Below are 26,964 nucleotides of genomic sequence, written 5' to 3' on the forward strand. Positions count from 1 at the left end.
TTATGCCAGAGGCACTTGCCTGCCTCTGGCGTTCTGTGCCGTCTTTCTTATGGAAATCCTGCCTGTAAACGCCTACGATCTAAGAATAATTCCAGAATAAATCAGAGGTGGTTATGCGTTGGCAAGGGCGACGGGAAAGTAATAATGTCGAAGACAGGCGTAACGAATCCGGCGGCCCGATGATGGGCGGGCGGGGCATACGCTTACCGGCAGGCAAGGGCGGGATCATCCTGCTACTGGTGGTGGTCGTCGCAGGCTACTACGGCGTGGATCTCACCGGTTTGCTGACCGGACAGCCAGCCACGCAGCAAAGCGCGCCGCGGGCCACCGGGCCGCAGGAAAACGAAGCCGCAAAATTCACCTCAGTGATCTTCGCCACTACCGAAGAAACCTGGGGACAAATCTTCCAGAAAATGGGCGAAACCTATCAGCAACCGGTACTGGTCATGTATCGCAACCAGACCACCACCGGTTGCGGCACCGGTCAGTCCGTGATGGGGCCGTTCTACTGTCCGGCGGACAGCAAGGTCTATATCGATCTCTCATTTTACGATGAAATGAAAAACAAACTCGGCGCGGCGGGTGACTTCGCGCAGGGTTATGTGATCGCTCATGAAGTGGGTCACCACGTGCAGAAACTGCTTGGCACCGAGCCGAAAGTGCGCCAGCTCCAGCAAAACTCCACCCCATCGCAGGCGCGCCAGCTGTCGGTGCTGATGGAGTTACAGGCCGACTGTTATGCCGGGGTCTGGGGACACAGTATGCAGCAGCAGGGCGTGCTGGAAGCGGGCGATTTGCAGGAAGCGCTGAACGCCGCCGAAGCTATTGGCGACGACCGTCTGCAACAGCAAAGTCAGGGGCACGTGGTGCCGGACAGCTTCACCCACGGCACGTCTGAGCAGCGTTATACCTGGTTTAAGCGCGGCTTCGACAGCGGCGACATGAAACAGTGCAACACCTTCGGCAACCGCCTGTAATGCCCGGCGTTGACGTGTGAACTTAACCGCACTGACACAAAACATGGCGCGCGAAGGTATTCGCCGCCTGCTGGTGATCGCCGGGGAAAGCGCATGGTGTGTTGAACAGGCGCAGCGCTTTGCCCGCGAACAGGGCGCTGAGGTACTGTGGATCAGCGACAGCGCGGACGCACCGCAGGCCAGCAGTCCGCGCGCTTTTCAGCGGCTGCTGGGCCGGGAATTCACCCATGCCATTTTTGATGCCCGCGACGCTTTTGACGTGGCGGCCTTTGCCGCGCTCAGCGGCACGCTGACCGCCGGTAGCTGGCTGGTATTACTGACACCGCCGCTGGCAGACTGGGCCGCTACGCCCGATGCCGACGCCACCCGCTGGAGCGATACCCGCGACCCCATCCCGACGCCAAATTTTATCCGCCACTTCTGCCGCACCCTGGAAGAAGACAGCGAGGTGCTGATCTGGCAGCAGCATCATGCTTTGCCATCGCCCGATTTTTCCCGTCGCCCGCCATGGCATCCCGCGACGGGCGCGCCTGAGCGGGAACAGGCGGCGATCCTTGAACGCCTCGCCGCGCAACCACCCGCCGTTACCGTCGTCACCGCCCCGCGCGGACGCGGTAAATCAGCGCTGGCGGGTATGCATCTCGCCCGGCTCGCCGGTGACGCCATCGTGACTGCGCCAACGCGGGCGGCCACGGACGTCATGGCGCACTATGCCGGGGATGGTTTCACCTTCATCGCCCCGGACGCGCTGGCGCAACGGCTGGCGGAAGGCGATGCGCCGCACGCCCGCTGGCTGATCGTCGATGAAGCCGCCGCCATTCCCGGCCCGCTGCTGCATCAGATGGTCGCCGGATTTCCTCACGTGCTGCTCACCACCACGGTACAGGGCTATGAAGGCACCGGGCAGGGCTTTTTGCTCAAGTTCTGCGCGGGCTTTCCAGGTTTGCATCATGAAACCCTCAGCACGCCGCTGCGCTGGGCCGCAGGCTGCCCGCTGGAGGCCTTTATCAGCCGGGTATTGCTGTTTGAGGATGACACCTTAACCCGTGTGCCGGAGGGCGATTATCAGATCGCACCGCTGGGACAGACAAGCTGGCAGCAGGATCCCGCGCAGCCAGCCGCGCTTTATCGCCTGCTGGCCAGCGCCCATTACCGCACTTCGCCGCTGGATTTACGCCGTATGATGGATGCGCCCGGCCAGCGCTTCTGGCAGGCGCGCACGGCTTCCTTGCCGGTGGCGGCGCTGTGGCTGGTGGAGGAGGGCGGTCTCTCCCCGGCGTTAAGCCAGGCGGTGTGGGCCGGATTTCGCCGTCCGCGCGGCAATCTGGTGGCGCAGTCGCTGGCGGCGCACGGCGGCGATCCACTGGCAGCCACCTTTAAAGGCCAGCGCATCAGCCGCATCGCCGTACATCCTTATCGCCAGCGGGAAGGCATCGGCCAGGCGCTGATCGCCCGTGCGCTTGACCAGAGTGATGGCTGCGATTATCTGTCGGTCAGCTTTGGCTATACCCGCGAGCTGTGGCGCTTCTGGCAGCGCGCCGGATTTAAGCTGGTGCGCGCGGGCAGCTACCGCGAAGCCAGCAGCGGCTGTTACACGGCGATGGCGCTCTTGCCCCTCACCGAGAGCGGCAGAGCGCTGGTGGCGGCTGAACAGCGGCGGCTGGCACAGGATCTCCCCTGGCTTGCCTCCTGGCGCGATGAGGCGCTGGATCTGCCGCCAGCCGCTGACCAGGGGCTCGCCGATGCCGACTGGCAGGAACTGGCGGGTTTCGCCTTTGCCCATCGCCCGCTGTCGGCATCGACCGGCGCGTTGCAGCGGCTGCTTATCGCCTGCGACCTGCCGCTGGAGGCCCTGCGCGCGCAGTTAGCGGCGGGGCTGGATGAGCCGCAAATCTGCGTGCGGTTGCATCTTCACGGACGCAAAGCGCTGCTTGCAGCGCAACGGCAGCAAACCGCCGCGGCGCTGGCAAGCCTGGACGCGTCGCGCAGCAACGCCCTGAAAGATCACATTACGTCTCTGCAATTTTTTTAACTGACTCATTCAGTCATCCGGCATGGTCATTATGGCCGCAGGGCGTACACTTAGGGTATTGCCTTAAGGAGACCGTCATGAAACACGACCATTTTGTTGTACAAGCCCCGCAGACCCCGGCCAGGCAACTGCTGCTGTTTTTTCATGGCGTCGGTGATAATCCGGTTTCCATGGCACAGGTCGCCAGCCTGTTCGCACCCGTCTTCCCGGAGGCGCTGATCGTCAGCATCGGCGGCGCTGAAGCCTGCGGTCCGGCACCGGCGCGCCAGTGGTTTTCCGTGCAGGACGTGACGGAAGAGAACCGTCAGGCGCGTGTCGACGCCATCATGCCGGTGTTTGTCGATACCGTGCGTTACTGGCAGCAACAGAGCGGCCTTGGTCCGCAGGCGACCGCGCTGGTCGGCTTTTCGCAGGGCGCGATCATGTCGCTGGAGAGCGTTAAAGCGCAGCCACACCTGGCCTCAAGGGTCATTGCTTTCAACGGACGCTACGCCAGCCTGCCGACCCGCGTGAATCGCGATCTTACGCTGCATCTGATCCACGGCGGGGACGATCCGGTAATTAATCTGTCTCATGCGGTTGCGGCGCAGGAAGCGCTGTTAGAAGCAGGAGGGGATGTGACGCTGGATATTGTGGACGGGCTGGGACACGCCATTGACGATCGCAGCCTGCAACTGGCGCTGGATCACCTGCGTTTTACCGTGCCGAAGCACTATTTTGATGAAGCGCTGAGTGGCGGTAAACCGAACGACGACGATATCGTTGAGTTTATGTAAGCACTCTCTTCAGGCCCGGCAAGCTCGCGCTGCCGGGCGTTACCTTCAACAACCGGCTTATTTCTTTTTCGGCCAGTCGTCTTCGTCGTCCCACTTATCGTTAAAATCACGATGCGGGGGGAGATCGGGTTTATTGGCGAGAAACTTCTTATGGTCAACGCGCTTGAGATCTTTGATCACATTCAGCAGTACGCCGACCAGGAACACCAACACTAAAATCCACCAGTACTTTGCCAGCCAGTCCATGCGCTTATCCTCATTCAGTAATGCTTATCAGGCGACGAGCTGCACCATAATACGCTGGTACATGCGGGCGAGCAGTTGCAGATCGGCGGCGTTAACACATTCATTGATTTTATGAATTGTCGCGTTCACCGGTCCCAGCTCCACCACCTGCGCGCCCATACGGGCAATAAAGCGTCCGTCAGACGTGCCACCCGTGGTTAACAGCTGCGGTTTGATCTCATTATAGTGCGCAATCGCCTTCACTACCGCATCCACCAGCTTACCGCTATCGGTCAGGAACGGCTGACCGGAGAGCCACCAGTCGATGGTATAACGCAACTGGTGTTTCTCCAGCAGCGCCATCACGCGGGATTTGATCATCTCGTCCGTGAGTTCGGTGCTGAAGCGGAAGTTGAATTGCACAAAGAGATCGCCGGGAATAACGTTATTGCTGCCGGTACCGGCCTGAATATTGGCGATCTGCATGCTGGTGGCCGGGAAGAATTCGTTGCCCTGATCCCACTCAATGTTGACCAGTTCGTCGATCATCGGCGCGGCGCGGTGCACCGGGTTATCCGCCAGATGCGGATAGGCCACATGCCCCTGCACGCCATGAATGGTCAGGTTGCAGGTCAGGGAGCCGCGACGGCCATTCTTGACCACATCGCCCACCACTTCGGTGCTGGACGGCTCGCCCACCAGACAGTAATCAAGACGCTCATTACGCGCCATTAAGGTTTCCACGACCTTTACCGTGCCGTTGGTGGCGCTGGCTTCTTCATCGGAGGTGATCAGAAACGCCAGGCGGCCTTTATGATTCGGATGCTGGGCCACAAAACGTTCAGCAGCCACCACCATGGCAGCCAGCGAACCTTTCATATCCGCCGCGCCGCGTCCGAACAGCATGCCATCGCGGATCGTCGGTTCAAAGGGCGGATTGATCCAGCGATCGGCGTCCCCGGCAGGGACCACATCGGTATGACCGGCGAAAGCCAGCGTCTCGCCCTGACCACGCCAGGCCCAGAAGTTTTGCGTGTCGCCAAAATCCATGGTTTCAATGGTAAAACCGATCGCGCGCAGACGCTCAATCATTAACGCCTGGCATCCCGCATCATCGGGGCTCAGGGAAGGGCGGCGAATAAGCTGTTGCGTCAGCTCAATGACCGGGCATGACATAGACTACACCTCGTTAAAATACAGCTCGTAACTGGATCCAGTGAAACCCAGCAGCATAGGCTTACCGGGCGCGCAGAGCAATGGGCGTTTAATAATTGCCGGCATTTCAAGCATCAGCGCCATGGCCGCATCGGCAGTGGTGATGCCCGCGCGCTGTGCTTCGTCCAGCCTGCGCCAGGTGGTGCCGCGGGTATTCAGCAACGCTTCCCAGCCCAGTTCGTCAACGAAGGTACGTAATAAAGGCAGATCCAGGCCGTCAGTGCGGTAATCATGGAAGCGGTAATCAATCTGCTGATCGTCCAGCCAGCGGCGGGCTTTTTTGACGGTGTCGCAGTTTTTTATGCCATACAGCGTGATGATGGCCTGTTGCGCGGAAGCGGTCATGTCCAGTCCTGTGTCGTTTTTGTGATCCTGAAACCACTCATTGTATAACATTCATGAATGAGTTTGGGTAAATTTGCCTTTGGCTGTCAATTATTTTGAACAATGGCTGTCATTAGCGGGCTAATTTTACGCGTTATTATTATTTCTCTCTACACTGGCTTATTAATAGCAGGGTATCTATTTATGAATAAAATATCATCTTTTTTGCATGCGCATTAATAACAAAAATACTGCGCCTGAAAGTGATATTGCTGCGAATCATACATCATGAAATTATATATTAAGAAATCTTAATATTGCTGTAGATGATAATTTTTTGCATTCGCAGGATCCGGGCGGCGGAGAGGCGGGCGAGGCAAAACTTGAGCGGTTTTGCGCAGTTTTATGACCGCCGTCACGTGAGCGAAACGTTTCTATCGTTCGTTTCAGAATATTGCTATGTATCACAAAAATATAATGCGATACCGGGCATAGTTAATTCAGGCAAAAGAAGTGGCGGGGATAACAATCGTAGCAATCGCTTAAAATATCTTCACAACACCGTTTTGTTTTCGTAGAATAGCCATAATAATTACAGAGGTTGTTATGATTGAACATGAACTGGGGAACTGGAAAGACTTTATCGAAGGCATGCTTCGTAAATAATTTCCGGAACAAGACGTAAAGCAAGAAGCACTGAAACCATAAAAAATTGTGAAAAATATCACAAAGCAAAGGCGACCTGACGGGTCGCCTTTTTTATTTGTTCAAACTTACTGACCGTCTTTCAGCGGGAAGCGCTGACGCACCAGCACGAAGAACAGCGGCACAAAGAAGATGGCCAGCACAGTGGCGGAAATCATCCCGCCCATCACGCCGGTGCCCACCGCATGCTGGCTACCGGAGCCTGCGCCGGTACTGGTCGCCATCGGCAGCACGCCGAAAATAAACGCCAGCGAGGTCATCAGGATCGGGCGCAGACGCTGACGGCAGGCGTAAAGCGTGGCGGAGAGCAGATCCTGGCCTCTGGCGTTCATCTCATTAGCAAATTCCACGATCAGAATGGCGTTCTTCGCCGACAGGCCAATGACCGTCAACAGCCCCACCTGGAAGTAAACGTCGTTTTCCAGCCCGCGCATCCAGGTGGCGAGCAGCGCGCCTATCACCCCCAGCGGCACCACCAGCATTACCGAGAAGGGCACCGACCAGCTTTCGTACAGCGCTGCCAGGCAGAGGAACACCACCAGCAGCGAAATGGCGTACAGCGCCGGTGCCTGCGCGCCCGAGAGCCGTTCCTGATACGACATCGCCGTCCACTCCAGGCCAAAGCCGCCCGGCAGCTGTTTCACCAGGTTTTCCATAATGTCCATTGCGGTGCCGGTACTGACGCCCGGCGCAGCCTCGCCGACGATCTCCACCGCTGAATAGCCGTTATAGCGCTCCAGTCGTGGCGAACCCGTCTCCCAGCGCGAACTGGCGAAGGCGGAGAAGGGCACCATGCTGCCGTTTTTATTGCGCACGTACCACAGGTTGATGTCGTCCGGCAGCATGCGATATTTGGCGGCGGCCTGCACATAAACCTTTTTCACGCGGCCGCGATCCATAAAGTCGTTCACATAGCTGGAGCCCCACGCCGTTTGCAGCGTGTCGTTAATGTCATCAATGGAGACGCCCAGCGCCTGCGCTTTGCGCTGATCGATATCGATCTGCAACTGCGGGCTGTCGTCCAGCCCGTTGTGCCGTACGCGGGTAAGCTGTTTATTATCCCCCGCCAGCGTCATAAGCTGGTCGCGGGCGGCCATCAGCGCATCGTGTCCGGCTCCGGCGTGATCCTGTAGTTCCATATCAAAACCCGCCGAGCTGCCCAGTCCGCTGATCGCGGGCGGGCTGCTGGCGAATACCCGCGCTTCATTAATGCGGCTGAACGCTTTGGTGGCGCGTTCGATAATGGCGAAAGAGGTGCCGGTTTCGCTGTCCCGCTCCTCCCAGTCTTTCAGGCGCACAAACATCCGCGCCACATTCTGCCCGTTACCGCCAGGGCCGGAGCCGACGGTGGCAAATACCGAAGTGACGGTATCTTTCTCATGGGTGAAGAAATAGTCTTCGATTTTCTGCACCACTTTCAGCGTCTGCTGCTGGGTGGCGCCGCTCGGCAGCTGTACCGAGGTGGTGAACATCCCGCGATCTTCCTGGGGTAAAAACGAAGTCGGCAGGCGTAAAAACAGAAACACCATGCCCCCCAGCAGCAGGACATAAACCACCATCCAGCGCAGACTGCGATGCAGGATCTTCGCCACGCCGGACTCATAACGTGCGGCGTTGCGGTTAAACATGCGGTTAAACCAGCCAAAGAACCCTCTCTGACCGTGCTGCTCGCCTTTATGCAGCGGTTTAAGCATGGTGGCGCACAGCGCCGGGGTGAGGATCATCGCCACCAGTACCGACAGCACCATGGCGGCGACGATAGTAATGGAGAACTGCCGGTAAATAGCTCCTGTGGTGCCGCCGAAAAAGGCCATCGGCACGAACACCGCCGACAGCACCATCGCGATACCCACCAGCGCACCCTGAATCTGCCCCATGGATTTGCGTGTCGCCTCGCGGGGCGACAGGCCTTCCTCCGTCATGATGCGCTCGACGTTCTCCACCACCACAATGGCATCATCCACCAGCAGACCGATGGCCAGCACCATCGCAAACATGGTCAGGGTGTTAATGCTGTAGCCGAAGGCGTAAAGCACCGCAAAGGTGCCGAGCAGCACCACAGGCACGGCAATGGTCGGGATCAGGGTGGCGCGGAAATTTTGTAAAAACAGGTACATCACCAGGAAGACCAGCGCGATGGCTTCGATAAGGGTTTTCACCACGTCGATAATCGACGCTTTTACGAAGGAGGTGGTTTCGTAGGCGACTTTATATTCGAGGCCATGCGGGAAAAAAGGCGCCAGTTCGTTGAGGCGGTCGATCACCAGCTTCGAGGTTTCCATTTCGTTGGCGCCGGAGGCCAGTTTCACCCCCAGTCCGGAGGCGGCCTTCCCGTTAAAGCGGCTGAGGTTGTCATACTTCTCCGCACCCATTTCGACGGTGGCCACATCCCCCAGCTTCACCTCTGAGCCATCCTGATTCACGCGCAGGGTGATGGCGCGGAACTGCTCCGGGGTTTGCAGCAGCGACTGGGCGTTAATGGTGGCGTTCAGCGCCTGGTCATCCACCGACGGCGTGCCGCCCAGCTGGCCGACGGCGATCTGCGCGTTCTGGGATTTAATGGCGTCCGTCACGTCGGTGGCGGTGAGCTGGAAGCTGTTAAGCTTCGCCGGATCGAGCCAGATACGCATCGAATACTGCGAACCATAAGCGTCAATATCGCCGACGCCGTTCACCCGGCTCAGCGGTTCCTGAATATTACTGGCGACATAATCGGCAATATCTTGCTTATCCATGGAGCCGTCGGTGGAGACAAAGGCGATGGTCAGGATGTTGGTATCGCCGGTTTTACGTACCGTCACCCCCTGATTCTGCACCGCCTGCGGCAGCTTACGCATCGCCGACTGCAACTGGTTTTGCACCTGCTGCACCGCTTCGTCCGGATCGGTACCGGCTTTAAAGCTCAGGGTGATGGACGCCTGGCCGGTGCCGCTGCTCTGCGACGACATATACATCAGGTTATCGAGACCGGTCATGTTCTGCTCGATCACCTGGGTGACGGTGTTTTCCAGCGTCTGCGCCGACGCGCCGGGATAGTTGGCGGTGACCCGCACATTAGGCGGGGCGAGATCGGGATATTGCTCAACGGGTAATGAAAAAATGGCCAGGGCGCCGGTCAGGCAGAGAATAATGGCTAACACCCAGGCAAAAATGGGGCGATCTATAAAGAAATTCGCCATCAGAAACAGGACCTCTTTTTGCTGTACTTCATTATTTTACATTGCTCGCTTCACTTTAGCGGCATCAGGGCGACTAAACGTGGAGAAAAAAAGGAGAAAGTGTAAATTACCGTCGTCACGACGTATCATCATGATCCTGCTATGTGTCGTGGAGTCGTATTACCGATGAATATTGAAATCATCAAAGACAAAATCCTTTCAGAAAACTACTTCGTGCTGCGCAATATCACCTACGACTTAACGCGGAAAAACGGCGAGATTATTCGTCACAAACGGGAAGTGTACGATCGCGGCAACGGGGCGACCATTCTGCTCTACAGCCGGGAAAAACAGAGCGTGGTGCTGATCCGCCAGTTCCGCGTCGCCAGCTTTGTGAACGGTAATCCGGACGGACGGCTGATTGAAGCCTGCGCCGGTCTGCTGGACGATGACGAGCCGGAAGTGTGTATCCGTAAAGAAGCCATCGAAGAAACCGGCTATGCAGTCGGCGAGGTGCGCAAAGTGTTCGAGCTGTACATGTCCCCCGGCGGCGTCACGGAAATCGTGCATTTCTTTATAGCCGAATACAGCGAAGCCCAGCGTGCTAATGCGGGCGGCGGCGTGGAAGATGAAGATATTGAAGTGCTGGAAATCCCCTTTGCCGAAGCGCTTGCCATGGTACAGCGGGGCGAAATTCGTGACGGTAAGACGGTGATATTACTGCAATATTTACAGGCGTCCGGACTAATGGCTTGATTTTAATCAGGTTAATAAGATGTATTTTAAATAAATCTATCCGATAATTCTGATTGAGCATCAACCTCCGAATGAAGATCATACGCGCGTTTAATTAAGCGTATTTTCTTCCGGGGTTGTGCTGTCCATGCGTTATCGCGTTCTGATATTGTTTTTTCTCGGCCTGTTGACGGCGTTTTCGTCGTGGGCGGCGCCTGCCCAGCAGCGTTACTCAGACTGGCAGGTGACCTGCAACAACCAGAACTTTTGCGTGACGCGTAACACCGGCGAGCATCACGGGCTGGTGATGACGCTGGCCCGCAGCGCCGGCGCGAAAACCGACGCCACCCTGCGTATCGAAATGGGCGGCCTGGACGAGCCCGCTGCCCGCATCGCCCCCATTGCCCCCCGGCTGTTACTGGACGGCAAACCTCTGCCGCTGACCTCCACCAACTGGAGCGTTACGCCTCAGCGCCTGATCACCGGCCATGCCGCCACCATCAGCGACTTTTTGCAGACCATTCAGGAGGCGCAAACCATTACCCTGCAAAACGGCGAGGGGATGATTTCGCTGGTGGGATTAAAAGCCGCGCTGCTGTTTATCGATGCCCAGCAAAAGCGCGTCGGCAGTGAAACCGCGTGGATCAACAAAGGCAGTAGCCCGCCGCTCAGCGTGCCGCCTGCGCCTGCGCTGAAAGGCGTCGCGCGGGTTAATCCGACGCCCACGCCGCTCACCCGGGAAGAGCTGGACGACCTGCTGGATTATGGCAACTGGCGGATGGGCAATACCCAGTGTTCCCTCGATCCGGCGCGCCGGGAAGTGCGGGTGACCGCGTTAACGGACGATAAAGCGCTGTTGATGATTGGCTGTGAAGCCGGAGCCTATAACACGGTGGATCTCGCCTGGCTGGTATCCCGTGAAAAGCCTTATGCATCGCGCATGGTGAAACTGCGCCTGCCGTTCACGCCCGCCAGCGGGGATAACGATATGGAAATGATGAACGTGGGATTTGATACGAAAACCCGCGAGCTGACCACGCTGGCCAAAGGTCGCGGGCTGACAGATTGTGGTATTCAGACCCGCTGGCGGTTTGACGGCCAGCGTTTTCGTCTGGTGCGCTATGCGGAAGAGCCAAGCTGTGATAACTGGCATGGGCCAGATGCCTGGCCCACCCTGTGGATCACACGTTAAGCACTTTCTTCGCTTTCGCCACCACGTTGTCGACGGTAAAGCCAAAGTACGGGAACAGCTTATCCGCCGGTGCGGATTCACCGTAGCCGGTCATGCCGACAATCGCCCCTTTCAGGCCGACGTATTTGTACCAGTAGTCGGCGATACCCGCTTCCACCGCCACGCGGGCGCTGACGTCTGACGGCAGCACCGCCTCGCGGTACTCCTCATCCTGCGCATCGAAAATATCGGTAGACGGCAGGGACACCACGCGTACCTTGTGGCCTTCTTCACGCAGCTTCGCGGCGGCATTGACGGTGATCTCCACCTCGGAGCCAGTGGCGATAAGGATGATGTCCGGCGTCCCGTCGGCGTCCTGTAAAATGTAGCCACCGCGGGAGATGGCTTTCACCTGCTCCGGGGTACGCTCCATCTGCGTCAGGTTCTGACGGGAGAGGATCAGCGCCGTCGGGCCGTTATGGCGCTCAATGGCCAGCTTCCAGCCCACCGCCGCTTCCACCTGATCGCACGGGCGCCAGGTGCTGAAGTTTGGCGTCAGACGCAGGCTGGCGAGCTGTTCCACCGCCTGGTGCGTCGGACCATCTTCCCCCAGACCGATGGAGTCATGGGTGTAGACCATGATCTGCCGCGCCTTCATCAGCGCCGCCATACGCGCCGCGTTACGCGCATACTCCACGAACATCAGGAAGGTGGCGGTATAAGGCACAAAGCCGCCATGATGGGCGATACCGTTGGCGATGGCGGTCATACCGAATTCACGTACGCCGTAGTGGATGTAGTTCCCGGCAGGATCTTCTTTCAGCGAGGTCGAGCCGGACCAGATGGTCAGGTTACTGGGTGCAAGATCCGCCGAGCCGCCCAGCAGTTCCGGCAGCGCCGGGCCATACTGGTTGAGGGCGTTCTGCGAAGCCTTACGGCTGGCGATCTTCGCAGGCTCCGCCTGCAGTTTTTCGATGTACTGCTGAGTTAACTGCTCCCAGTTATCCGGCAGGCCGCCGCTCATGCGGCGGGTAAATTCAGCCGCCAGCTCCGGGTGCGCTTTTTCATAAGCGGCGTATTTTTCGTTCCACGCCTGCTGGGCTTTCTCGCCGCGCTCGCGGGCGTCCCATGCGCGATAGATCTCTTTCGGGATCTCAAAGGCCGCATGTTTCCAGCCCAGTTTCTGGCGGGTGAGGGCGACTTCTTCTTCCCCCAGCGCCGCGCCGTGGGATTCTTCTTTGCCCGCTTTGTTTGGCGAGCCATAACCGATCACCGTACGGCAGATGATCAGCGACGGCTTGTCGGTCACGCTCTGCGCTTCCTGGATGGCTTTTTTCAACGCTTCCGGATCGTGACCGTCAATTTCATGCACCACATGCCAGTGGTAGGCTTCGAAACGCTTCGCGGTGTCATCGGTGAACCAGCCTTCGGTTTCGCCATCAATGGAGATGCCGTTGTGATCGTAGAAGCCGATCAGCTTGCCCAGCCCCAGCGTACCCGCCAGCGAACAGACCTCGTGGGAAATCCCTTCCATCAGGCAGCCATCGCCCATAAACACATAAGTAAAGTGATCGACGATATCGTGGCCCGGCTGGTTAAACTGCGCCGCCAGCGTGCGCTCGGCAATCGCCAGACCAACGGCGTTCGCCAGCCCCTGACCCAGCGGACCCGTGGTGGTTTCCACGCCTGGGGTGTAGCCGATTTCCGGGTGGCCCGGCGTTTTAGAGTGCAGCTGACGGAAGTTTTTCAGTTCCTCAATCGGCAGATCGTAGCCGGAGAGGTGCAGCAGGCTGTACAGCAGCATTGAGGCGTGACCGTTCGACAAAATAAAGCGGTCGCGATCGTACCAGGTCGGATCCGTCGGGTTGTGCTTGAGGAAGTCGTTCCACAGCACCTCCGCAATATCGGCCATGCCCATCGGTGCACCGGGGTGCCCGGAATTGGATTTTTGCACCGCGTCCATACTCAGGGCGCGGATAGCATTGGCAAGCTCTTTACGGGACATAGTTCTCTCCATGGCAAAAGTTACAGTTTGGCGGCAAGCAAATCTTCCAGGCTGCGCTGATCGACAGCGAACTGGCGAATACCATCGGCGAGCTTCTCAACGGCCATCGGATCCTGGTTATGCTCCCAGCGGAATTCGGCTTCGGTCAGCGGCGGCTGACGCTGGAAGGTCTGGGAAGACGGCACCAGTTTGCGCTCAACGGTGCCTTCTTTCTCCTGCAACTCTTTCAGCAGCGCCGGAGAGATGGTCAGACGGTCGCAGCCTGCCAGCGCGAGGATCTGTTCGATACGACGGAAGCTGGCGCCCATCACGATGGTTTCAAAGCGGTTACGCTTGTAGAAATCATAAATATTGCGTACGGACTTCACGCCCGGATCTTCTTCGACCACGTACGGATCCATGGGTTTACGGTCCTGATACCAGTCGTAAATACGGCCCACGAACGGCGAAATCAGGTAGACGCCCGCTTCGGCGCAGGCACGGGCCTGCGCAAAGGAGAACAGCAGGGTCAGGTTACATTTGATGCCCTGTTTTTCCAGTTCCTCGGCGGCGCGGATGCCTTCCCAGGTGGAGGCGAGTTTGATCAGGATGCGGGATTTATCAATGCCCTGTTCTTCGTACAGCTCAATCAGACGCAGCGCTTTGGCAATGCTCTTTTCTTTGTCATAAGAGAGGCGGGCATCCACTTCGGTGGAGACGCGTCCCGGTATGCTTTTCAGAATTTCCGCACCGATATTCACCGCCAGTTTGTCGCTGGCCTCCGCCACGATCTGCTCCTGGGTTTTCCCGCGTTTTTTACCGTATTCCAGCGCGTCATCAACGAGGTGGGAGAAGTGCGGCAGCGCGGCGGCCTTCAGCAGCAGCGAGGGGTTTGTGGTGGCGTCTTCCGGCTGATAACTGCGAATGGACTCAATATCGCCGCTGTCGGCGACCACGGTGGTGAATTTTTTGATGCCGTCTAAATAATTCATGCTAAATACTCCTTAAAAACCAAAAGCTTACGCTAGTGTGTTATCGCACACTTTTGTGAAGTTGTTCACGGGCCTGATAAAAAAGCATAGCAGACCGGGGCTGGCTTGCCGGGGAAGGGTGTAACAGCACTGTTATAATTTGATAACAAATTTGCTTTTGGATTGGTAAGAGTTTGGCGGCGTTCAAAGTTTATGAGCCGTCATGGGGCGATACTGGTGGATGCATCAGGATAGCTATCACGCTTCAACCCTACTAACGATACGTGAAAGGATCACCATAATGGATGAACAACTAAAACAGAGCGCGCTCGATTTTCACGAATTCCCGGTTCCCGGCAAAATTCAGGTTTCCCCCACTAAACCGCTGGCGACGCAGCGCGATCTGGCGCTGGCCTATTCACCGGGCGTGGCTGCGCCCTGTCTGGAAATCGAAAAAGATCCGCTGGCGGCGTACAAATACACCGCGCGCGGCAACCTGGTGGCGGTAATTTCCAACGGTACCGCCGTGCTTGGCCTCGGCAATATCGGCGCGCTGGCAGGCAAACCGGTGATGGAAGGAAAGGGCGTACTGTTTAAAAAATTCGCCGGCATCGACGTGTTCGACATTGAAGTGGACGAACTGGATCCCGACAAGCTGATCGACGTGGTGGCCTCGCTGGAACCCACTTTTGGCGGCATCAACCTTGAAGACATCAAAGCGCCGGAGTGTTTTTACATCGAGCAGAAGCTGCGCGAACGCATGAACATCCCGGTGTTTCATGACGATCAGCACGGCACCGCCATTATCAGCACCGCAGCCATTTTAAACGGCCTGCGCGTGGTGGAGAAAAACCTCTCAGACGTGCGCATGGTGGTATCCGGCGCGGGCGCCGCCGCCATTGCCTGTATGAACCTGCTGGTCATGCTCGGCATGCAAAAACACAATATTGTGGTCTGCGACTCAAAAGGGGTGATCTACAAAGGCCGCGAGCCGAACATGGCGGAAACCAAAGCCGCCTACGCCATCGACGATGATGGCAGGCGCACCCTCGCAGACGTGGTGAAGGACGCCGATATTTTCCTCGGCTGTTCCGGACCGAAAGTGCTGACGCCGGAAATGGTCAAAGAGATGGCGCGTCAGCCGCTGATCCTCGCGCTGGCCAATCCGGAGCCGGAGATCCTGCCGCCGCTGGCGAAAGAAGTCCGTCCGGATGCCATTATCTGCACCGGTCGTTCCGACTATCCGAACCAGGTGAATAATGTCCTCTGCTTCCCGTTTATTTTCCGCGGCGCGCTGGACGTTGGCGCTACCGCCATTAACGAAGAGATGAAGCTGGCCGCCGTGCATGCTATCGCCGAACTGGCCCATGCCGAGCAGAGCGAAGTGGTGGCCTCCGCCTATGGCGATCAGGATCTGAACTTCGGCCCCGACTACCTGATCCCGAAACCTTTTGATCCACGCCTGATCGTCAAGATCGCCCCGGCGGTGGCAAAAGCGGCCATGGACACCGGCGTCGCCACCCGGCCCATCACAGACTTTACCGCCTACATCGACAAGCTGACGGAGTTTGTCTACAAAACCAACCTGTTCATGAAGCCGATTTTCTCCCAGGCACGCAGTGAACCGAAACGCGTGGTGCTGGCGGAAGGTGAGGAAGCGCGGGTGCTGCACGCCACCCAGGAGCTGATCACGTTAGGACTGGCGAAGCCGATCCTGATCGGTCGTCCGGGCGTCATCGAAATGCGTATCCAGAAGCTGGGGCTGCAAATCAAGGCGGGCGTCGATTTTGAGATCGTCAACAACGAATCGGATCCGCGTTTTAAAGAGTACTGGAACGAATACTACGGCATCATGAAACGCCGGGGGATCACCCAGGAGCAGGCGCAGCGCGCGGTGATTAGCAACTCCACGGTGATCGGCGCGATCATGGTACAGCGCGGCGAAGCGGATGCGCTGATCTGCGGCACCATCGGCGATTACCATGAGCATTTCAGCGTGGTGCAGCAGCTGTTCGGCTATCGCGATGGCGTGAACGCGGCGGGGGCGATGAACGCCTTACTGCTGCCGAGCGGCAACACCTTTATTACCGATACCTACGTCAACGACGATCCGACGCCGGAACAGCTGGCGGAGATCACCCTGATGGCGGCGGAAACCGTACGCCGCTTCGGTATCGAACCGCGCGTGGCGCTGCTGTCGCACTCTAACTTTGGTTCATCGAATTCGCCTGCGGCCTGCAAAATGCGCGACACGCTGGCGCTGGTGCGTGAACGCGCGCCGGATCTGATGATCGACGGTGAGATGCACGGCGATGCGGCGCTGGTGGAGAGTATTCGCCAGGATCGCATGCCGGACAGCCCGCTGAAAGGCTCGGCCAATATTCTGGTGATGCCGAACGTGGAGGCGGCGCGCATTAGTTACAACTTACTTCGCGTTTCCAGCTCAGAAGGCGTCACCGTTGGCCCGGTGCTGATGGGCATAGCAAAACCGGTGCATGTGCTGACGCCGATCGCCTCCGTACGGCGTATCGTCAACATGGTGGCGCTGGCGGTGGTCGAAGCCCAGACGCAGCCGCTGTGATCCTGTTTTCCCCTCACCGGCGGGTGAGGGGAGCTTTCTTTCACCTTACCAGTTATAACTCACCGTCGCCGTCATGGTGCGGCCCACGCCATAGAAGCAGGCCGAGTCGCTGGCGCAGGACGCCACATATTTGGTATCCGCTACGTTATTGACGTTAAACTGTACCGACGCCCCTTTCAGGCTGCCGTTCATCTCGTCCAGATCGTAACTTACCATCGCGTCATACAGATCCACCGCCGGGACTTTAAAGCTGTTGCGCGCGTCGCCGTAACTGGTGCCGATATAACGCATACCCACCCCTGCGGTCAGGCTTTTCAGCGGACCGCCCGGCAGGGTATAGCTGGCGAAAGCCGAAGCCATGTGCGTCGGTATACGCGCCGGGGTTTTACCTTCGGTGCCGGCGACCGTGGTGCTGACGGTTTCCGCGTCGGTGTAGGTGTATGCGCCGATCAGGTTAATACTGTCGAGCAGCGTGGAATGCACTTCGGCTTCCACGCCTTTTGAGCGCACTTCCCCGGCATTTTCAAACCAGCCCGCCGCGCTGTCATAGGTGGGCACATTATTTTGTCTTAAGTCATACACCGCCAGCGTCATCAGGGTGCTGTCCACCGGCTGATACTTCACGCCCACTTCCGTTTGCTTGCCGGTAGTGGGTTTGAACGGCGCCACGCCCGGCGCGCGGTTAGTTTGCAGGTTAGGTTCAAAGGAGGTGCTGTAGCTGATGTACGGCGACAGGCCGAAATCAAAGGCATACAGCAGGCCGGTGCGCCAGGTGAATTTATTGTCGTTCTGCTGCACCGTATCCGCTGTGCCGGTAAAGTCGCTGGTGCGCACTTCGTCCCAGTCATAACGCCCGGAGAGCAGTAATTCCCAGTTATTCCAGCTCAGCTGATCCTGCGCATACACGCCCAGCTGATCCAGCGTCTGTTTTTCGTCGGTCATCGTACGGAATGCGCCTTCATCCACCTTCACGCCGTACACCGGACGCTGCCAGTCAAGGTCATACTGCGAGCCTGCGCCGCGCGCCAGCGTCTGGCGATCGTTGCTGGACTTATAATCCACGCCGCCGAGCAGCGTATGGCTTATCTCGCCAGTGACATATTGCGCTTCCAGCTGGTTATCAAGGCCAAACTCATCGGTCTGACGGGTTTCATGCTGGGCGCGGCGGGTCAGCAGGGAACTGTTAGCGGCGCTGGTGGCATACACCAGATAACGGTATTTCTGTTTGATGGTGGAATAACGCGCATTCTGGCGGAAGGTGAGCGCCTCATTAAGCTGATGCTCAAACTCATAGCCGATCATCGTCTGCTCGCGCCAGGACTGGTCGTAATCCGTATCGCTGACGTTAAAGTCCCGCGGGATATACTTGCCGTCCACCGGCACCACCGTCCCGTAATAGGGCAGGAAATTGCGATACCCGGCGTCGGGATCTTTCTGGTAGCTGGAAAGCAGTGTAAAACGCGTCTGATCGTTCGGGAACCAGGTGATCGCCGGGGCGATCGCCATGCGCGTCTCTTTATAATCCTCCACCTGGTTATGCTGGGTGCGGCCAAGGCCGTTGACGCGATACAGCACGCGGCCATCGTCGCTCAGCTGGCCGCCAAAATCGAAGGCGCCTTCCGCCAGCTCGTTATTGCCGGTGCGGAACTGCACGCTGTGGATCGGCTCCGCCGTTGGACGTTTGCTGGTCATGCTGATAAGCCCGCCCGGATTCACCTGACCGAACAGCACCGACGCCGGGCCGCGTACCAGTTCAACGCGCTCCAGCAGCCAGGGATCCACCGTGCCGGTCTGCGACGACGCGCTGGCGCCAAAACTCAGCCCGTCGAGGTATTTCGGCACGTAGCTGAAGCCACGCACGAACACCTCATCATTGCGGTTCGACGAGCCGCGGTATTCGGTAAAGGCCCCGGCGCTGTAGCGCAACGCCTGCGACACCGAGGTGACATCCAGCGCTTTCATCTGATCGCGCGTCACCACTGACACCGACTGCGGCGTTTTCACCAGCTCAGTGGCGGTTTTGGTGGACGACAGGGTTTTGGTCGCCACTATGCCTTTAACGGGCGCCGTAGGATCTTCTGCGGTACCCGGCGTCACCACCATGGTTTCTTCATTTGCCTTCACCGGCAGCGCAGCACCCGCCGCCAGGCTGAGCACCCAGAGTTGCATCATCTTATTTTTATTAAACATTTTATTATTAATTTCCCGTTTTGCTTTTGCCATCATCCGCCTGCGTCCCCCGGAGGGGGATCGCAGGTATCCCTCAAAATCGCTATGAATGATATTGCAAATAATTAGCATTTGCATTAGCGTCCTATATAAATTTCAGCAGGGAAATGTCTGGCAATGAAAATGGCGTTAAGCGGATTACTGATTGGCCTCAGCACCATGCCGGTGATGGCGGCAAGCTGCGAGGCACCCGCGGTGCAGGGAGAGCAACAGGGAAAGTTTGATGCCAGCGGCGAGGTCTGTTTCCAGCTGCCGCCGCTTGAGGAAAATTACGTATCGGCTACGCTGGAAGGCATCACCGATGCCCGCCTGCTCGACGCCAGCAACCGCCGTATCCGCACGCTGCTGGAAGGCGGCCCGGCAGACGGGCAGCAAAGTCTGCTGTTTGCTCTGCCGGTAAACCAGATCTCCTCGCTGGTGTTGCACGGCGAAGAAGGCGCGCGCTGGCGCTTTCGCTGGCATATGAAAGAGACCACGCCGCTGAGGGTCGCGCAGGTGATGGAGCCGGTAAGCCCGACCTTGCAACAGCTGGCTAAACAGCTGGCTGCCGGCGGGACGACGGCGGCATTCTGGCAGGCGCGCCAGCAGGCCGGGACGCCGCTTGTGGAACCGGTGGATGCCACGCACAAACGCGTCACCTTTTTATGGCGCGGCGCGCGGGGTAACGTCTTTATACTCGGCTCCCCGGCCGGGGATCACGATCCGCTGTTCCGCCTCGCCCAGTCCGACGTCTGGTTTCGCAGCTACGTCGTACCCGCCGACACAGTGATGCAGTATAAGCTCGCGCCTGACGTGCCGCAGATTGAAGGAACGCCCCGCGATCAGCGCCGGACGATCCTCGTCAGCGCCCAGGCCGATCCCCTTAACCCGCACACCATGAGCGGCCCCTTTACCGACCGCTGGAACCGTTCATCGCTGCTTGATCTGTCCCGTGGCCGCTATTTCACCGGCGAGGCCATGGCGAAACCCCTGCGTTACGGCACGCTACAGCGTTATCAGTTCAGAAGTGAACGGCTGGGTAATAGCCGTGAAATCGCGCTCTACCGCCCGCGAAGCCCGCAGCCGGTACGCTGGACGCTGTTCCTGTTCGACGGTAAAACCTGGCAGGGGGACTACCACACCGCCAACGTGCTGGACGATCTCATCGCCCGGCATGCGCTTTTGCCGATTAATATCGTCTTTATTGATAGTCTTGATCATGCCCGGCGGGCAAAAGAACTGCCGCCGAACGCCGATTTCGCTGACTTTATGGCCCATGAACTGGTGCCCTGGCTGCGGCAGAAAGGCATTGTATTGCAGCGCAATAAAACCGTGCTGGCCGGGGCGAGCTACGGCGGGCTGGCCTCATCCTGGGTGGCGCTGCGCTACCCGCGTCTGTTCGGCAACGTGCTGAGCTTATCCGGCTCTTACTGGTGGGCGCCGAAAGGCGAACCGGCCAGCTGGCTGACGCGCCAGTATCAGAACGCGCCGCACTATCCGGTGCGCTTCTGGCTCCAGGCCGGACGCTTTGAAACCGGCGGCCCGGACGGCGGCATCTACAAAAACAGTCTGGAGTTTGAGCAGGTACTGCGGGAGAAGGGCTATCGCGTCAGCTTCCATCCGTGGTCCAGCGGCCATGATTACGCCGCCTGGACCGAAGCGCTGGTGCACGGCCTGCGCGATCTGTCAGGCTTAACCCGCCAGCGAGAACCAGCGACGCCAGATAAAGCGCAGCAGCAGGTACTCCAGGGTGCCGAGCAGTAAAAACCACGCGCATAAGAACAGGGTGTAAAACTGGCTGGCATCCATCAGATGAAAGAGGCCAATCAGTTTTTGCACCAGTGCGGTGCCAGGGGAGGGCACCGGCAGCAGCAGACAGGAGAGGAACGCCAGCAGCAGGATCCCGGCGGCGGTCATCAGCGATTCAAGGGGATGTTTCATTATGGTGTTAATCGTCAGTTAAAACGCCATTAGAAGTCATTTGCACGGCAGGTGCAATCGTCAGGCATCAGCCCGACGCCCAGATCTCGGTGTGTTTCTCCACCAGGCCAAACAGCGAACCGCCATCCGCCACAAAATCACGCATCAGCTGCGCCTCGCTTTTGCCGCGTTGCACAAAGCGCGACAGCTCATCCAGCGCGCTACCACCATTGAGTTTATCGGCATAGGGGGCGACTTTTTCCAGCATCCGCAGAATGTCGTCCTTGATGCTGATCTGATCGCCGGTATGCACATCCGTCAGAATGCCGTCGAAGCCAAAACGGCAGGCCTGGAAGCGGTTGAATTTATACAGCAGATAATCCCGCTCCTGCATTTTGAAAGGCCGCTCGGCGAGCAGCCAGTGGGCGGTGGCCTGAATAAATCCGGCGACGTTAATCGCATGGGCCAGCGTCAGAGGCGTATCCATCACCCGCACCTCCACGGTGCCAAAATTGGGGCTGGGGCGAATATCCCAGTGCAGATCTTTAATGCTTTCGATCATGCTGGTATAGCTCAGGCGGCGGAACAGCCCCTCGAATTCTGACCAGTTAGTCACCCAGGGCGCATGGCCGTTATCCGGGAAGGCGGAAAAGATATTTAAGCGCGACGAGGCAAAGTGCGTATCCGCCCCCTGCATATAGGGCGATGCCGCCCCCAGCGCGATAAAGTGCGGCACAAAGCGCGATAGCCCGTGCATCAGATAGATAGCGTCATCGCCGCTGCGACAGCCAATATGCACATGCTGACCAAACACCGTCGCCTGCTGCATCAGATAGCCGAACATCTGCAACGTGCGGGAATAGCGCTCATCGTTGCAGATCTCCTGGCGCTGCCATTTCTGGAACGGATGCGTGCCGCCGCCGCAAATTTTTACATGATGCTCCGCCGCTGTTTGCAGAATGATGTGCTGCAATGCGCCCAGCTGGCTGGCGGCCTGATGAATGTCGACGCACACGCCGGTGGCGATCTCCAGCATGCTCTCGGTGATGTCGTGCTTCACTTCCCCCGCGCTGACCTGCGCTTTCATCGCATCAATAAGCGTGGTCGAATCCTGGCTTAAATCGTATCCCGGCGGGTTGACGATCTGTAATTCCAGTTCAATGCCCAGGGTAAAGGGATCGGAGACATGAAAATCGGTTAAAGGCATAGTTACGCTCACATATATCTGCTTTTTTTTGAGTATAGTCGGGATTTTTCCCTCACCCCGGCCCTCTCCCGGTGGGAGAGGGGGCGAACATTCCATCCCAGGGAAGAAGGCAGGGGGCTGGGGCGATCATTCCCTCTCCCTGGGGAGAGGGTCAGGGTGAGGGGAAGCCTTAAGCGCAGCCATGATCACCATTAAAACGTTTTCCATATCAAGCAGATCATTATTCCAGAATCTGACCACCCGCCAGCCGTGTCGCCCCAGCCACAGGGTTCTTACCTTGTCATAATCAACATTTTCACTGTGCTGCCCTCCGTCGAGTTCAATCACCAGCTTCGCCTGCCAGCAGGCAAAATCCACCACGAAACGGCCCAACGGCAACTGGCGACGAAATTTATAGCCCGCAAAACGGCGATCCCGCAGCAAGTACCACAGTTTCCGCTCCTGGGGCGTCATATTTTTACGCAGCGCACGGGCATGCATGAGATGTGTTTTCATCGCCGCAGCATGCCAGTATGCCACCATAATGAAAGGGAACAGGTTGAATTCTGGAAGGCGGCTTCAGAGGATTTAATGATTGAGGCGTAAAAGGCTGATATAACAAATTCATTACAACCCAATGAGGATGTCACGTGCCAGAAATCAATGAATACGGTCAGACGGTGGGCGATGCGCTGACTGACTGGCAGGGCGCGCCTGCGCTGCCGCGTAAGGTGCTGTCCGGTCACTACTGTCGTCTGGATCCGCTGACGGCAGAGCATGCCGCCGATCTGTTTGATGCTTACGCGCAGGCCGCCGCCGAGCGGGACTGGACGTGGATGGCGAGCGATCGCCCGGCGTCGGTTGCGGATACCGCCGCCTGGATCGACGGCAAAGTGCAGGACCAGGGGCTGGTGCCTTATGCGGTCATCGATCTGAAAAGTGGTCGTGCGGTAGGGCTGGTATGCTACATGGCAATCGATCGGGAAAACGGTACCGTTGAGATCGGTCACGTCACCTGGTCGCCGCGCATGCAGCAGACCGTGTTCGGCACTGAAGCCGTATGGTTACTGCTCGGCAATGCCTTTGCATACGGTTACCGTCGGGTGGAGTGGAAGTGTGATTCCCTGAACGTCGCTTCCCGCCGCGCCGCCGAACGGCTGGGCTTTACCTTTGAAGGCCGCTTTCGCCAGAAAATCGTACGCAAAGGCCGCAACCGTGACAGCGACTGGCTGTCGATCATCGACGCGGAATGGCCCGCCCGCGATGTGCCGATCCGCGCCTGGCTGGCAGAGGATAATTTTGACGCGCAGGGCAGGCAAAAGCGCAGGCTGGAGGCATTTCAGGAACGGTGATCCCCGGCCACTAACGCCGCACGATCGTAAAATCGCTGGATCACGCCCCTGGCCATAAAGGCCGCCCGGTCGGACATATGGGCGATAACATCCGCATCATGGCTGACCAGCAGATAGGTCATCTGGTGCGCCTGCTTCAGGGTATTCAGCAGGTTAAGGATTTCCGCCTGTACCGACATATCCAGCGCAGAGGTTGGCTCGTCGAGCAGCAGCAGGCGAGGGCGCAGCAGCAGTGCACGGGCGATAGCCACGCGCTGGCGCTGACCGCCGGACAGCTGGTGCGGATAGCGCTGTGCTGCGTCGGCGGCGAGTCCCACTTCCGAGAGTGCCGTCGCCACCCGCGCCGCGCTGTCCGGTTCGCCATGAATGAGCAGCGGCTCCGCCAGCGTACGGTAAATGGTGTGGTTCGGATGCAGCGAGGCGTAAGGATCCTGAAACACCATCTGCACATTACGCCGCCGCTCGCCCTGAAAGCGCACGCCGGGTTTCAGCGGCTCGTCAAAAAGCGATACGTGGCCCTGCCACTCCCGCTGCAAACCCGCCAGTACCCGCAGGATGGTGGATTTTCCGCAGCCGGATTCACCGATCAGGCTGAAGGTTTCCCCCGCCTGCACGCTGAAGCTGGCGGCGGAGACGGCGATTTTGTCAGCAAAGCTGACCTGTAAATTCTCGATCGTAACGAGGCTCATCGTTTTAACTCCGCGCGATTCAACGTCGGTAACATCTGCCCGTAGGTGGCGGCGTTAGGGCGACAGGTCCACAGGGTGCGGGTATAGGGATGCGTGGCGGTGGCAAGCTGGCTGGCGGGCATTTCGTCCACCTTTTCTCCCTGATACATCACCAGCACGCGATGGCAGTGCTGCGCCACCAGCGGTAAATCGTGACTGATCAGCAGCATCGCCATCTGCCGCTGTTCGCACTGTTCCACCAGCAGTTCGAGGATCTGGTTACGCAGGCGCGCATCCAGCGCTGAAGTAGGTTCATCGGCGATCAGCACGCGCGGATTGTTGATCAGCGCAATGGCGATCATCACCCGCTGCCCCATACCGCCGGACAGCTCGCCCGGATAGCGGTCAAGCACCGTCTCGTTCAGCCCGACCGCCAGCACCGCCTCGCGAATACGATCCCGGCGCTCCTGTTTATTGATGCGCTGATGCAGCGTCAGCGTTTCCTCAATCTGGGAGAAAATGGTTTTTACCGGATTTAACGCATAACGCGGATCCTGCAATATCATCGCCAGATGATTACCGCGCAGCGCCCGCCAGCCGGCAGGCTTCAGCGTCAGCAGATCCTGCCCGCCGACGCTCAGCTCAGTCGCGCGTACCACGCCCGGACGGCGCACCAGCCCCATCAGCGCACGGGCGGTCATGGATTTGCCGGAGCCGGATTCTCCCACCAGCGCCAGCCGCTCATTGCCGAGCGTAAAGCTGACGTTTTTCACCACCTGCGCGGCGGGATAATCAATGGTCAGGTTCTCCACGCGAACGTTAATGTCAGTCATGTTGCGGCTCCAGTACATCGCGCAGGCCATCGCCCAGCAGATTAAAGGCAAGGCTGGCGACCAGAATGATCGCGCCGGGCGCGGCGGCAAGCCACCACTGATCGAAGATCACCTGCATACCGTCGGCAATCATTGCCCCCCATTCCGCCATTGGCGGACGTGCCCCCAGTCCCAGGAAACCCAGTCCGGCGGCGGCCAGAATAATCCCCGCCAGATCCAGCGCCAGCCGCACAATCGCTGACGGCAGACACAACGGCAAAATATGCCCCACCAGCAGCCGCCAGCCGCGAATGCCCATCATCTCTGACGCGGCCAGATAGTCGCTGTGGCGCAGACGCTGGATCTCGCTGCGCGCCTGGCGGGCATAGGCGGGCCAGGTGGTGAGCGCCAGCGCCAGCGCGCCGTTCACCAGACCGGGGCCGAGCATGGCGACAAACGCAAAGGCGAGGATCAGACGCGGCATCGACATCACCACATCGGTAAAGCGCATCAGCACGCGCTCCAGCCAGCCGCCGTAATAGCCGGATAAAATGCCCACCAGCAGACCGGCGGGCAGGGTGATGATAGTGACCAGCGCCACCAGCCCCAGCGCCGGGCGGGTGCCGTAAATCAGCCGCGACAGCACATCGCGCCCGTAGCTGTCGGTGCCGAGCCAGTAGTCGGCATTCGGCGCCTGCAAACGGGCGGCGGCGGACTGCCAGTTGGGATCGCGCGGGGCGAGCCAGGGGGCGAACAGCGCGATCAGCAGTAAGATCGCCACAAGCAGCAGGCCGGTCAGGGCAGCGGGGGAGCGGCGCAGACGGCGCAGGAAAAGATAAGTCGGCATCAGCGAACCCTCGGATCGGTCAGACGCACCAGCAGGTCGGTGAGGTTATTAATCAGTACAAAGCTCACGCCAATCACCAGCGTACCGCCCATAATGGCGGTGGTATCCCCGGCAAAGAGCGCGGTGGTGAGGTAGCGGCCTATGCCCGGCCAGGAGAACACCGTTTCGGTGAGCACCGCGCCTTCGAGCATCCCGGTGTAGGCGAGGGCGATCACCGTCAGCAGCGTGCCGCGAATATTCGGCAGCACATGGCGCAGCAGAATGGTCATCTCGCCTGCGCCTTTCGCGCGCGCCAGCAAAATGTACTCTTTGTTCATTTCGCTCAGACAGGCGGAGCGGGTAAGGCGGGTGATGCTCGCCAGCGAGTAATACGCCAGCAGCAGCACCGGCAAAACCAGGTGGCTGATGGCGTTGCGCAGGGCTTCGCCATCGCCGGACAGCGCGGTATCAATCAGCGCAAAACCCGTGCGCGGCTCCACGGTATAAAGGTAGATATCGTCCAGACGGCCCGGCCCGGCGCTCCAGTGCAGACGGGCGTAAAACAGCGCCAGCATCAGCAGGCCGAGCCAGAAAATCGGCACCGAATTACCCAGCAGCGTAAAGGTACGCACGAACAGATCCCAGGGGCTGCCGACAAAACGGGCGCACAGCACGCCCGCGATAACGCCCAGGGTCGCGCCGACCACCAGCGCCAGGGTCGCCAGTTCCAGGGTGGCCGGAAAGGCCGCCAGCAAATCCTGTAACACCGGCTGCCCGGTGGCGCTGGCCGTACCCAGATCGCCATGCAGCAGATTTAGCAGATAGTGCCAGAACTGCACCGGCAGCGGCTGATCCAGCCCCAGCTGGTGGCGCACCTGATCGTAAGTGGACTGGCTGGCGTGATCGCCGACGATTTGCAAAACGCGATCGACAGGTGAAAACGCGGAGAGCGCAAAGGTAACGAGCAGCAGCCCGAAGAGCGTGAGCAGCAGAGTCAGCAGACCCTGCAGCACGCGGGTGGAAAGATGTGGCATGGGAAATCTCTTCCTGCCGGGCGGCATCGCCTTACCCGGCCTGTAAACAACTGGATCGCAGCCTTGTAGGCCGGGTAAGCGCAGCGCCACCCGGCAACAAGGAC

The 26,964-nt window shown here is 58.8% G+C and carries 23 protein-coding genes; 9 read left to right on the plus strand and 14 right to left on the minus strand.

Going from position 1 to position 26,964, the window contains the following annotated elements; genetic code table 11:
• Positions 1-113: 113 nt before the first annotated feature.
• From ypfJ to ypfH, 3 genes are all read left to right on the plus strand, one after another.
• On the plus strand, positions 114-977 hold the full coding sequence (gene ypfJ / locus ACQUTD_RS15305) for a KPN_02809 family neutral zinc metallopeptidase (RefSeq protein WP_072569295.1): 864 nt from the start codon (positions 114-116) through the stop codon (positions 975-977).
• A gap of 43 nt (positions 978-1,020) precedes the next feature.
• Positions 1,021-3,009 (plus strand): GNAT family N-acetyltransferase, encoded by a 1,989-nt coding sequence (locus ACQUTD_RS15310; RefSeq protein WP_473277127.1) that lies wholly within the window; start codon positions 1,021-1,023, stop codon positions 3,007-3,009.
• 77 nt (positions 3,010-3,086) lie between these two features.
• Positions 3,087-3,785: an esterase gene (gene ypfH, locus ACQUTD_RS15315; RefSeq protein WP_473277024.1), complete on the plus strand. Its 699-nt coding sequence runs from the start codon at positions 3,087-3,089 to the stop codon at positions 3,783-3,785.
• Positions 3,786-3,842: 57 nt separating this feature from the next.
• On the opposite strand, the gene ACQUTD_RS15320 is transcribed toward ypfH, so the two are convergent.
• The 3 genes from ACQUTD_RS15320 to ACQUTD_RS15330 are packed head-to-tail and all read right to left on the minus strand — an operon-like array spanning position 3,843 to position 5,546.
• Positions 3,843-4,031, minus strand: a complete 189-nt coding sequence (locus tag ACQUTD_RS15320; protein ID WP_072569292.1) for a YpfN family protein — start codon at positions 4,029-4,031, stop codon at positions 3,843-3,845.
• Between the two features lie 27 nt (positions 4,032-4,058).
• Positions 4,059-5,186: a succinyl-diaminopimelate desuccinylase gene (gene dapE, locus ACQUTD_RS15325; RefSeq protein WP_072569291.1), complete on the minus strand. Its 1,128-nt coding sequence runs from the start codon at positions 5,184-5,186 to the stop codon at positions 4,059-4,061.
• Between the two features lie 3 nt (positions 5,187-5,189).
• On the minus strand, positions 5,190-5,546 hold the full coding sequence (locus tag ACQUTD_RS15330; RefSeq protein WP_473277130.1) for an ArsC family reductase: 357 nt from the start codon (positions 5,544-5,546) through the stop codon (positions 5,190-5,192).
• A 609-nt stretch (positions 5,547-6,155) separates the two neighbouring features.
• Between ACQUTD_RS15330 and ypfM the strand changes: the two genes are divergently transcribed.
• On the plus strand, positions 6,156-6,215 hold the full coding sequence (ypfM, locus tag ACQUTD_RS15335) for a protein YpfM (protein WP_100181659.1): 60 nt from the start codon (positions 6,156-6,158) through the stop codon (positions 6,213-6,215).
• A 107-nt stretch (positions 6,216-6,322) separates the two neighbouring features.
• Here ypfM and acrD read toward each other — a convergent pair whose 3' ends face one another.
• Positions 6,323-9,433, minus strand: coding sequence for a multidrug efflux RND transporter permease AcrD (gene acrD, locus ACQUTD_RS15340; protein ID WP_072569290.1), 3,111 nt, complete (start codon positions 9,431-9,433; stop codon positions 6,323-6,325).
• 165 nt (positions 9,434-9,598) lie between these two features.
• On the opposite strand from acrD, the gene nudK reads away from it, so the two are divergent.
• Both nudK and ACQUTD_RS15350 read left to right on the plus strand, forming a co-directional pair.
• Entirely contained in the window at positions 9,599-10,168 is a 570-nt protein-coding gene (nudK, locus tag ACQUTD_RS15345; protein ID WP_473277026.1) for a GDP-mannose pyrophosphatase NudK, read from the plus strand.
• Between the two features lie 127 nt (positions 10,169-10,295).
• Positions 10,296-11,339: a DUF1176 domain-containing protein gene (locus tag ACQUTD_RS15350; RefSeq protein WP_473277027.1), complete on the plus strand. Its 1,044-nt coding sequence runs from the start codon at positions 10,296-10,298 to the stop codon at positions 11,337-11,339.
• Here ACQUTD_RS15350 and tkt read toward each other — a convergent pair.
• Together tkt and tal are read right to left on the minus strand one after the other, a co-directional pair.
• Positions 11,329-13,323 carry a transketolase gene (gene tkt / locus ACQUTD_RS15355; RefSeq protein WP_473277028.1) on the minus strand — a complete coding sequence of 665 codons (1,995 nt, stop codon included), beginning with the start codon at positions 13,321-13,323 and terminating at the stop codon, positions 11,329-11,331. The genes ACQUTD_RS15350 and tkt overlap by 11 nt on opposite strands.
• Positions 13,324-13,343: 20 nt before the next feature.
• Positions 13,344-14,294 (minus strand): transaldolase, encoded by a 951-nt coding sequence (gene tal, locus ACQUTD_RS15360; RefSeq protein ID WP_072569286.1) that lies wholly within the window; start codon positions 14,292-14,294, stop codon positions 13,344-13,346.
• Between the two features lie 280 nt (positions 14,295-14,574).
• Here tal and maeB point away from each other — a divergent pair, with 280 nt between their 5' ends.
• The gene (gene maeB, locus ACQUTD_RS15365; RefSeq protein WP_473277029.1) at positions 14,575-16,854 is read left to right on the plus strand and encodes an NADP-dependent oxaloacetate-decarboxylating malate dehydrogenase; all 2,280 of its coding nucleotides are present in this window, start codon (positions 14,575-14,577) and stop codon (positions 16,852-16,854) included.
• A 45-nt stretch (positions 16,855-16,899) separates the two neighbouring features.
• Here maeB and ACQUTD_RS15370 read toward each other — a convergent pair whose 3' ends face one another.
• Entirely contained in the window at positions 16,900-19,044 is a 2,145-nt protein-coding gene (locus tag ACQUTD_RS15370; protein WP_473277030.1) for a TonB-dependent siderophore receptor, read from the minus strand.
• A gap of 156 nt (positions 19,045-19,200) precedes the next feature.
• Between ACQUTD_RS15370 and ACQUTD_RS15375 the strand changes: the two genes are divergently transcribed.
• Positions 19,201-20,826 carry an alpha/beta hydrolase-fold protein gene (locus ACQUTD_RS15375; protein WP_473277031.1) on the plus strand — a complete coding sequence of 542 codons (1,626 nt, stop codon included), beginning with the start codon at positions 19,201-19,203 and terminating at the stop codon, positions 20,824-20,826.
• On the opposite strand, the gene ACQUTD_RS15380 is transcribed toward ACQUTD_RS15375, so the two are convergent.
• The 3 genes from ACQUTD_RS15380 to ACQUTD_RS15390 form a co-directional block, all read right to left on the minus strand.
• Positions 20,755-21,003: a DUF1158 family protein gene (locus tag ACQUTD_RS15380; protein ID WP_072569283.1), complete on the minus strand. Its 249-nt coding sequence runs from the start codon at positions 21,001-21,003 to the stop codon at positions 20,755-20,757. The two genes, ACQUTD_RS15375 and ACQUTD_RS15380, sit on opposite strands and share 72 nt — an antisense overlap.
• Positions 21,004-21,070: 67 nt before the next feature.
• Entirely contained in the window at positions 21,071-22,189 is a 1,119-nt protein-coding gene (locus tag ACQUTD_RS15385) for a YbdK family carboxylate-amine ligase (RefSeq protein ID WP_473277134.1), read from the minus strand.
• A gap of 126 nt (positions 22,190-22,315) precedes the next feature.
• A complete protein-coding gene (locus ACQUTD_RS15390) occupies positions 22,316-22,684 on the minus strand; it encodes a DUF559 domain-containing protein (RefSeq protein ID WP_473277032.1) in 369 nt (122 codons plus the stop codon).
• Between the two features lie 134 nt (positions 22,685-22,818).
• Between ACQUTD_RS15390 and ACQUTD_RS15395 the strand changes: the two genes are divergently transcribed.
• Complete coding sequence (locus ACQUTD_RS15395; protein WP_473277033.1) at positions 22,819-23,520, plus strand: GNAT family N-acetyltransferase; 702 nt, start codon at positions 22,819-22,821, stop codon at positions 23,518-23,520.
• Here ACQUTD_RS15395 and ACQUTD_RS15400 read toward each other — a convergent pair.
• From ACQUTD_RS15400 to ACQUTD_RS15415, 4 genes are read right to left on the minus strand one after another with little or no spacing between them, the layout of a single operon-like run.
• A complete protein-coding gene (locus ACQUTD_RS15400; RefSeq protein ID WP_473277034.1) occupies positions 23,508-24,209 on the minus strand; it encodes an ATP-binding cassette domain-containing protein in 702 nt (233 codons plus the stop codon). The two genes, ACQUTD_RS15395 and ACQUTD_RS15400, sit on opposite strands and share 13 nt — an antisense overlap.
• Positions 24,206-25,021, minus strand: a complete 816-nt coding sequence (locus ACQUTD_RS15405; RefSeq protein WP_473277035.1) for an ATP-binding cassette domain-containing protein — start codon at positions 25,019-25,021, stop codon at positions 24,206-24,208. The genes ACQUTD_RS15400 and ACQUTD_RS15405 overlap by 4 nt, the downstream gene beginning before the upstream one ends.
• Positions 25,014-25,847 (minus strand): ABC transporter permease subunit, encoded by an 834-nt coding sequence (locus ACQUTD_RS15410; protein WP_473277036.1) that lies wholly within the window; start codon positions 25,845-25,847, stop codon positions 25,014-25,016. The genes ACQUTD_RS15405 and ACQUTD_RS15410 overlap by 8 nt, the downstream gene beginning before the upstream one ends.
• Complete coding sequence (locus ACQUTD_RS15415; protein ID WP_318377667.1) at positions 25,847-26,860, minus strand: ABC transporter permease; 1,014 nt, start codon at positions 26,858-26,860, stop codon at positions 25,847-25,849. Before ACQUTD_RS15415 ends, ACQUTD_RS15410 begins: the two co-directional genes overlap by 1 nt.
• Between the last annotated feature and the right edge of the window lie 104 nt (positions 26,861-26,964).

The sequence above is a fragment of the Enterobacter sp. K510 genome (assembly GCF_055804875.1).

Excerpts from the sequence above, each read along its gene's own strand:
- ypfJ (WP_072569295.1), top strand. The coding sequence starts at position 114 with ATGCGTTGGCAAGGGCGACGGGAAAGTAATAATGTCGAAGACAGGCGT.
- ACQUTD_RS15310 (WP_473277127.1), top strand. The coding sequence starts at position 1,021 with ATGGCGCGCGAAGGTATTCGCCGCCTGCTGGTGATCGCCGGGGAAAGC.
- ypfH (WP_473277024.1), top strand. The coding sequence starts at position 3,087 with ATGAAACACGACCATTTTGTTGTACAAGCCCCGCAGACCCCGGCCAGG.
- ACQUTD_RS15320 (WP_072569292.1), bottom strand. The coding sequence starts at position 4,031 with ATGGACTGGCTGGCAAAGTACTGGTGGATTTTAGTGTTGGTGTTCCTG.
- dapE (WP_072569291.1), bottom strand. The coding sequence starts at position 5,186 with ATGTCATGCCCGGTCATTGAGCTGACGCAACAGCTTATTCGCCGCCCT.
- acrD (WP_072569290.1), bottom strand. The coding sequence starts at position 9,433 with ATGGCGAATTTCTTTATAGATCGCCCCATTTTTGCCTGGGTGTTAGCC.
- nudK (WP_473277026.1), top strand. The coding sequence starts at position 9,599 with ATGAATATTGAAATCATCAAAGACAAAATCCTTTCAGAAAACTACTTC.
- ACQUTD_RS15350 (WP_473277027.1), top strand. The coding sequence starts at position 10,296 with ATGCGTTATCGCGTTCTGATATTGTTTTTTCTCGGCCTGTTGACGGCG.
- tkt (WP_473277028.1), bottom strand. The coding sequence starts at position 13,323 with ATGTCCCGTAAAGAGCTTGCCAATGCTATCCGCGCCCTGAGTATGGAC.
- tal (WP_072569286.1), bottom strand. The coding sequence starts at position 14,294 with ATGAATTATTTAGACGGCATCAAAAAATTCACCACCGTGGTCGCCGAC.
- maeB (WP_473277029.1), top strand. The coding sequence starts at position 14,575 with ATGGATGAACAACTAAAACAGAGCGCGCTCGATTTTCACGAATTCCCG.
- ACQUTD_RS15370 (WP_473277030.1), bottom strand. The coding sequence starts at position 19,044 with ATGTTTAATAAAAATAAGATGATGCAACTCTGGGTGCTCAGCCTGGCG.
- ACQUTD_RS15375 (WP_473277031.1), top strand. The coding sequence starts at position 19,201 with ATGAAAATGGCGTTAAGCGGATTACTGATTGGCCTCAGCACCATGCCG.
- ACQUTD_RS15380 (WP_072569283.1), bottom strand. The coding sequence starts at position 21,003 with ATGAAACATCCCCTTGAATCGCTGATGACCGCCGCCGGGATCCTGCTG.
- ACQUTD_RS15385 (WP_473277134.1), bottom strand. The coding sequence starts at position 22,189 with ATGCCTTTAACCGATTTTCATGTCTCCGATCCCTTTACCCTGGGCATT.
- ACQUTD_RS15390 (WP_473277032.1), bottom strand. The coding sequence starts at position 22,684 with ATGAAAACACATCTCATGCATGCCCGTGCGCTGCGTAAAAATATGACG.
- ACQUTD_RS15400 (WP_473277034.1), bottom strand. The coding sequence starts at position 24,209 with ATGAGCCTCGTTACGATCGAGAATTTACAGGTCAGCTTTGCTGACAAA.
- ACQUTD_RS15405 (WP_473277035.1), bottom strand. The coding sequence starts at position 25,021 with ATGACTGACATTAACGTTCGCGTGGAGAACCTGACCATTGATTATCCC.
- ACQUTD_RS15410 (WP_473277036.1), bottom strand. The coding sequence starts at position 25,847 with ATGCCGACTTATCTTTTCCTGCGCCGTCTGCGCCGCTCCCCCGCTGCC.
- ACQUTD_RS15415 (WP_318377667.1), bottom strand. The coding sequence starts at position 26,860 with ATGCCACATCTTTCCACCCGCGTGCTGCAGGGTCTGCTGACTCTGCTG.